The sequence below is a fragment of the Moorena sp. genome, from assembly GCF_982860115.1.
Genome location: NZ_CEYLVT010000333.1, coordinates 1 through 6,154, shown reverse-complemented (window position 1 = coordinate 6,154; position 6,154 = coordinate 1). Strand labels below are relative to the sequence as shown.

The 6,154-nt window shown below is 45.8% G+C and carries 5 protein-coding genes; 2 read left to right on the top strand and 3 right to left on the bottom strand.

Annotated elements, in window-relative coordinates:
- The first annotated feature begins 254 nt into the window (after positions 1-254).
- Positions 255-860 (top strand): DUF4340 domain-containing protein, encoded by a 606-nt coding sequence (locus AC4II3_RS30660; RefSeq protein WP_488016005.1) that lies wholly within the window; start codon positions 255-257, stop codon positions 858-860.
- 187 nt (positions 861-1,047) lie between these two features.
- On the top strand, positions 1,048-1,845 hold the full coding sequence (locus AC4II3_RS30655; protein WP_488016007.1) for an SPFH domain-containing protein: 798 nt from the start codon (positions 1,048-1,050) through the stop codon (positions 1,843-1,845).
- A 24-nt stretch (positions 1,846-1,869) separates the two neighbouring features.
- Here the strand turns inward: AC4II3_RS30655 and folP are convergent, their stop codons facing one another.
- From folP to AC4II3_RS30640, 3 genes are all read right to left on the bottom strand, one after another.
- On the bottom strand, positions 1,870-2,715 hold the full coding sequence (gene folP, locus AC4II3_RS30650; RefSeq protein ID WP_488016009.1) for a dihydropteroate synthase: 846 nt from the start codon (positions 2,713-2,715) through the stop codon (positions 1,870-1,872).
- A 124-nt stretch (positions 2,716-2,839) separates the two neighbouring features.
- Positions 2,840-3,565, bottom strand: a complete 726-nt coding sequence (tpiA, locus tag AC4II3_RS30645; protein WP_488016011.1) for a triose-phosphate isomerase — start codon at positions 3,563-3,565, stop codon at positions 2,840-2,842.
- Between the two features lie 257 nt (positions 3,566-3,822).
- A complete protein-coding gene (locus AC4II3_RS30640) occupies positions 3,823-5,973 on the bottom strand; it encodes a polyribonucleotide nucleotidyltransferase (RefSeq protein ID WP_488016013.1) in 2,151 nt (716 codons plus the stop codon).
- Positions 5,974-6,154 lie beyond the last annotated feature (181 nt).

Here is a 6,154-nt window from a genome sequence, read left to right as displayed (position 1 = left end):
AGTGGGGGAAACCCCCAGTTCCGAAGCTGCATCGCTTGTCTGTACCCCCACACCCTACACCCGGTCACCCTACACCCCACACCTGACGTCTTTGTAAAAAACCTACCCTTGTGAGGGGGTTAGGGGTGGGTTCCTGTTACCTGTTCCCTACTCCCTAATCCCTACTCCCATTAACCCCAAGGGGGGCGTACCTCACCCAATTGAGAATCCCTATAAAGTATTAAGCTGTGTTTAGATTGATGCAGTTTAATCCCATGAAACTACAACGGACAACTCTGATTTTAGTCATTTCTGCCATCCTCCTGGGGGGAGGTGTATATATTTATGAAATTCAGGGTTCTGAAAAGCGAGAAGCTGCTAAAATCCCTAAAAAATCTATATTTAATTTCACTGAAGACGAGATTCAATCGTTTACTGTTAATAGTGATGACAAGACGTTAGTATTTGAGCGAGCCAGTGAGCCAGAATCGGGTTGGCGCATGAAAAAGCCCAAAGAAGCAACAGCTAGTGATGCGGTTGTTTCCTTTTTATTGAACTTGCTGGCTCAGGGCAAAAGCGATCGCATTCTGACGGTTAGCCCTGACCAACTTTCAGAGTATGGATTGGACAAGCCCTCAGCAACTATAACAGTGAAACTGAAAAATCAGGACAGTCCGAAGCTGATCTTAGGCAACTTTGACTTTACTCGCAGTTTCCTATATGCTCAAGTCCTACCACTGGATTCCAAATCTGAGCAGTTGGATGTACTGTTAGTGCCAGTGGACTTTCAGTATGCTGTCTCACGCCCCCTCTCAGAATGGCTGGTTAATCAGGAAAAGGCTGAAGAAGAGAAGCCATCTGCTGCTGAAAAAACTGACTAGTAACAAATCCACAGAAGTTAGCTTCCCTGTAGTTTTGATAACAGCTTTGACAGTCAACCGAGGGGTCGCTAGAGTGAAAGTTATCTATACACACATTTTGTGCTGTTCTATTGATAAAGTTAGTTCTAGCAAATGCTAGCCGCAACATCAGTTAATTGATTAATCTCCTAATCGGATCTTAAACACTATGGATATTCTTCTTAGCATACTCGCCCCAATTGTTTTAGTAGCTTTTGGCTACACTGTCGGTACGACAAAAGTTGTCCAAGAGGGAAATGAAGCTCTAGTAGAACGCTTTGGTAAGTATCGTAAAAAACTAGACCCTGGTCTTAACTACAATGTAGTTCCGTTTATAGACAAGATTGCTGTAGAAGAGAGTACCCGTGAGCAGATTTTAGACATTGAACCTCAGCAGGCAATCACCAAAGATAACGTTCAGGTAGAAGTCGATGCCATCGTGTATTGGCAAATTTTAGATATGTACAAAGCGTTTTATGCTGTAGATAATGTTCATGAGGCGATTGAAAATTTAGTCATGACCACTCTGCGTTCTACCATTGGTCAGATGGAACTAGATGAGACTTATGCCTCTCGAGACAGAATCAATCAGAACTTACTGCAACAACTAGATGATGCCTCTGCTGATTGGGGAGTCAAGGTGATGCGGGTTGAGGTGCAAGAGATTAAACCACCCCAAACTATTATCGATGCCCTAGAGAAGGAGCGAGCTGCTAAGAGTGAGAAACAAGCCAAAATTTTACAGGCTGAAGGTACAGTGGAGTCGATCCAAATGATTTCCAAAGCTCTTGAAGAGGAATCTAATACTCAGAAAGTCCTACAGTTCCTGATCGCTCAACGCTATGTAGAAGCTAATGAAAAATTAAGTGAAAGCAGCAATTCTAAAGTCGTCTTTATGGATCCAAAAGCACTGAGCGAAGCTATGACTGATTTGCTTCAAACTGAATCTCCGGGCCAAAGTAATTAAAGCAATAACAATGTAAGCATATACTTAAACACGCCAAATTGCATCAGCAACACGGCAGACATCATGGATCTGGCGAACATCGTGTACCCGCAGGATGTCTGCTGAACCGGCAATGGCACTGCAACAAGCTGCAGCAGTTCCCCAAATTCGACCCTTGGGGTCTGGTTGATTGATGATGCGTCCAATAAAGCTTTTCCGAGATACTCCGACTAATATCGGTACACCAAGGGCATCAAACCTAGGCAGTTGCCGCAGAATCTCTACACTTTGCTCAGCGGTTTTGGCAAAACCAATGCCTGGGTCAATAATAATATGCGATCGCTTAATTCCTGCTGCGATTGCGGCATTGACCTGCTCCTCCAGAAAGCTATAGATTTCCCCAATTAAGTCTTGATAATCAGTTAGTTTTTGCATGGAAACGGGGGTGCCTCGGATATGCATTAAGACAATTGGTACCCCCAACTGGGCTACGACTGGAAACATGTCTGGGTCAAATGTGCCACCGGAAATATCATTGACCATATCCGCACCAGCTTCTACCGCAGCCTTAGCCACAGATGCTCTAGTGGTATCGACAGAAATCGGTATCTTCACCACTGAACCCATGGCCTTTACCACAGGCACGACTCGTTTCAGTTCCTCCCCTAGGGAAATTTGCTCGGCACCAGGTCTAGTCGATTGACCACCAATATCGATAATATCAGCACCAGCATCTACTAGAGCCTGAGCTTGCTTTAAGGCAGCTTCTGGGGTGTAATACTCACCGCCATCACTAAAACTATCGGGGGTAACGTTCAAGATACCCATGATATAGGTTCGTTTGCCCCAGTGGAAAGAATAGTTCTCGATGGTGAGTTTTCCTTTATCCATGGCTTATGGATCATGGCTAATTGTAAATTGAAAATTGCCATTAGCAAATTAACTAATTAATAAGTCCAGAACAATTAACCCATCAACAATTAACAATTAACAATTAGCCAATGACTAATTACAACTACTGATAATTGACAATCCTGGCAAAGCTCGCAGGTTCCAAACTTGCTCCGCCCACCAGTACTCCATCAATGTCTGATTGAGCCATAATTTCATCAATATTCTTGGGTTTGACGGAGCCACCATATTGAATTGGGACATTAGCTTCCTTTAGCTTAGAGCGAATCAATCCAATGATTCGATTCGCTTCTGATGCATCACAAGTGTCACCACTACCAATTGCCCAGATTGGTTCGTACGCAATCACTAAATTTTGCTGGTCAACGTTGACTAGGTCTTTTTCCAACTGCTTGGTAATAATGTCTTCTGTTTCACCAGCATCCCGTTGTGCTTTCGTTTCCCCAACACACAGAATCGGAATCAAACCGTGACGCTGAGCAGCGTGAAGGCGTTTATTAACGGTTTCATCCGTTTCGCCGAAGTATTGACGCCGTTCACTATGACCAACAATGACATAGCGCACACCAATTTCCTTGAGCATTGCACCGGCAATTTCACCAGTGTAGGCTCCAGCATTTTCCCAGTGGACATTCTGAGCCCCGATCTGTACACGAGTATTTTGTACATGCTCAGACATCACACCCAAGTCGGTGAAGGGAGCACACAGAACAACCTCCCGTTCTATGGGAGTTTGCTCCAGCTCAGGCAAAAATCCCTTTAAAAACTCAGCGGTTTCCCCTTGAGTTTTGAACATTTTCCAGTTACCAGCTATAACAATTTTCCGCACAGCTTAACTAAATCATCTCTAAACCATAATGCATTCTTTAGTTTAAAGCTTTTACTTACGCCAATATCAGAAATGTTAGACTTTTGCTGCTCACTGACGTGATCAGACGATACTCCTAGGGTAAATTCAGGGAAGCATCATAAGAGTAAGGTCAATTTATTCTCCCAACTCCCCAGACGCTTCTACATCTGTTGTCTACAGTCTTGAGAAGCTTCCCTGCTCCTGACGCTTCACCATGTCTAGCTAGCCTAGCTAGGTTATAACGCTGCTGCTTCCCGTGCTGCGGCAGCTTCGTCGGGATGAATGTTCAAACGGGTTAAATTAAGACGACCCTTGTTGTCAATTTCCCGTATTTTGACAACTACCTCATCTCCTACCGCTAACTCATCTTCCACTTTGCCAACTCGGTAGTCAGCTAGTTGGGAAATGTGAATCATACCTTCTTTGCCAGGAAGTATTTCCACAAAGGCACCAATGGGAATAATCCGGGTGACACGACCAACATAGACATCCCCTTCATTCAGCTTGCGGGTTAAGCCTTGGATGATATTGATCGCTTTTGTGGCCCTGTCCCCATCCATAGCAGATACGGTAACTGTACCGTCATCTTCAATATCGATTTTTGCCCCAGTTTGCTCGGTAATTCCTTTAATTGTCTTACCCCCTGGACCAATGACTGTACCGATGAACTCTGGATCAATCTTCATCGTTAATAGGCGAGGAGCAAAGGGTGACATGTCTGTGGAGGGTGTGTCAATCACCGCCAGCATCTTTTCTAGGATATGCAGTCTGGCCGGTTTGGCTTGCTCAATGGCCTGGGCTATGGTGTCCATGGACAAACCAGTGATTTTCATGTCCATTTGCAAAGCCGTGATGCCAGTATCGGTACCAGCGACTTTGAAGTCCATGTCACCCAAAAAGTCTTCAATACCTTGAATATCGGTTAGAATGCGGACTTCCTCTCCTTCTTTGATCAAACCCATGGCTGCACCACTAACCGGTTTGGTAATCGGTACACCTGAATCCATCAAGGCCAGTGTTGAACCACAAACCGAGCCCATGGAGGTGGAACCATTGGAGGAGAGCACTTCCGATACCACTCGGATCACATAGGGAAACTCGTGTTGAGGGGGCAACACTGGCACTAATGCTCGTTCGGCTAAGGCTCCGTGACCAATTTCACGCCGTCCGGGCGATCGCAATGGCTTGACTTCCCCTACAGAAAAGGGTGGGAAATTGTAGTGGTGCAGATAGCGCTTCTCATCTTCTGGGTTAAGGTCATCTAGAGTTTGGGCATCTCCAGGTGTTCCCAAGGTAACAGTGGATAGGACTTGGGTTAGTCCTCGGTTGAACAAAGCGCTACCATGAACTCGCTGAGGTAATAGACTGGTTTGACAAGAGACAGGACGCACTTGGTCTAGCTTGCGACCATCTACGCGCACTCCGTCTTCCACAATCTGAGTACGCATCAGTTTTTTGGTGAGGCTTTTGAACAGCTTATCGACTAATGCGCTATCTTCAGTAACCACTACACGGATTGGGTCATCCTCTTTGAGTTCGGCAATTTCTGCTTTGACAGCAGTGTCCTTAACTTCATCTAAGGCAACATCCCGACCCTTTTTGTCCAGGTCAAATTGCGAGAGGATAGCTTTAATTTTGTCAGTGGCGCGATCGCGAATAAATTCTTCTAGATTCGAGTCTACGGCTGGGGGTTCGCCAATCACTATTTCAATTCCCAACTCCTCAAGCAGGTCTTGCTGGGCTTTGATTAAGTCTTGTACCGCTTCGTAGCCGAAATCGATGGCCTCGATTATATCTTGTTCCGGTAATTGATTGGCACCGGCTTCTACCATAATTACCCCTTGTGGGGAACCAGCTACGACTAAGTCCAAGTCGCCGTTTTCGATTTCTTTGTAGGTGGGATTAATCATAAAATCATCCCCGAGTAACCCTACCCGTACAGCTGCCATTGGTCCATAGAAGGGAATGCTGCCCTGCAACACAGCAATCGATGCACCAGTAACTGCCAAAACATCTGGCGGTACTTGTTCATCCATAGACAGGGTAGTTGCTACAATCTGTATATCATCTCGTAGCCAACTGGGAAATAACGGACGCAAGGGACGGTCAATTAGACGGCTAGTTAGGATAACTTTTTCTGGAGGACGGCCTTCCCGCCTGAGGAAACCACCGGGAATCCGACCTGCTGCGTAGAGTCTTTCTTCGTAGTCAACTACCAAGGGCAGAAAATCGACCCCTTCTCGACCAGGGGCACGAGTTGCTGTCACTAAAACTGCTGTATCCCCCGACTGTATCATTACTGAACCACCAGACTGAGGGGCAAGTAGACCTACTTTGAGTCTAATATCCCGTCCATCAAAGGATATTGACTTGTCTATCTCTACCATTTCGGTACTTTTTCCTTCTTTGTTTGATCACTGTTCTCGTTCTGTCGCAATCGTAGCATTTATCACTCGGGGGGGTGGTAAGTAGGGAGTGGGGAGTGGGGAGTGGGGAGTAGGGAGTGGGGAGTGGGGTGTGGGGGTACAGACAAGCGATGCAGCTTCGGAACTGGGGGTTTCCCCCACT

What these genes read in the sequence shown, in the direction of transcription:
- folP (WP_488016009.1), bottom strand. Translation starts at nt 2,715, where the DNA reads ATGGATAAAGGAAAACTCACCATCGAGAACTATTCTTTCCACTGGGGC.
- AC4II3_RS30655 (WP_488016007.1), top strand. Translation starts at nt 1,048, where the DNA reads ATGGATATTCTTCTTAGCATACTCGCCCCAATTGTTTTAGTAGCTTTT.
- AC4II3_RS30640 (WP_488016013.1), bottom strand. Translation starts at nt 5,973, where the DNA reads ATGGTAGAGATAGACAAGTCAATATCCTTTGATGGACGGGATATTAGA.
- AC4II3_RS30660 (WP_488016005.1), top strand. Translation starts at nt 255, where the DNA reads ATGAAACTACAACGGACAACTCTGATTTTAGTCATTTCTGCCATCCTC.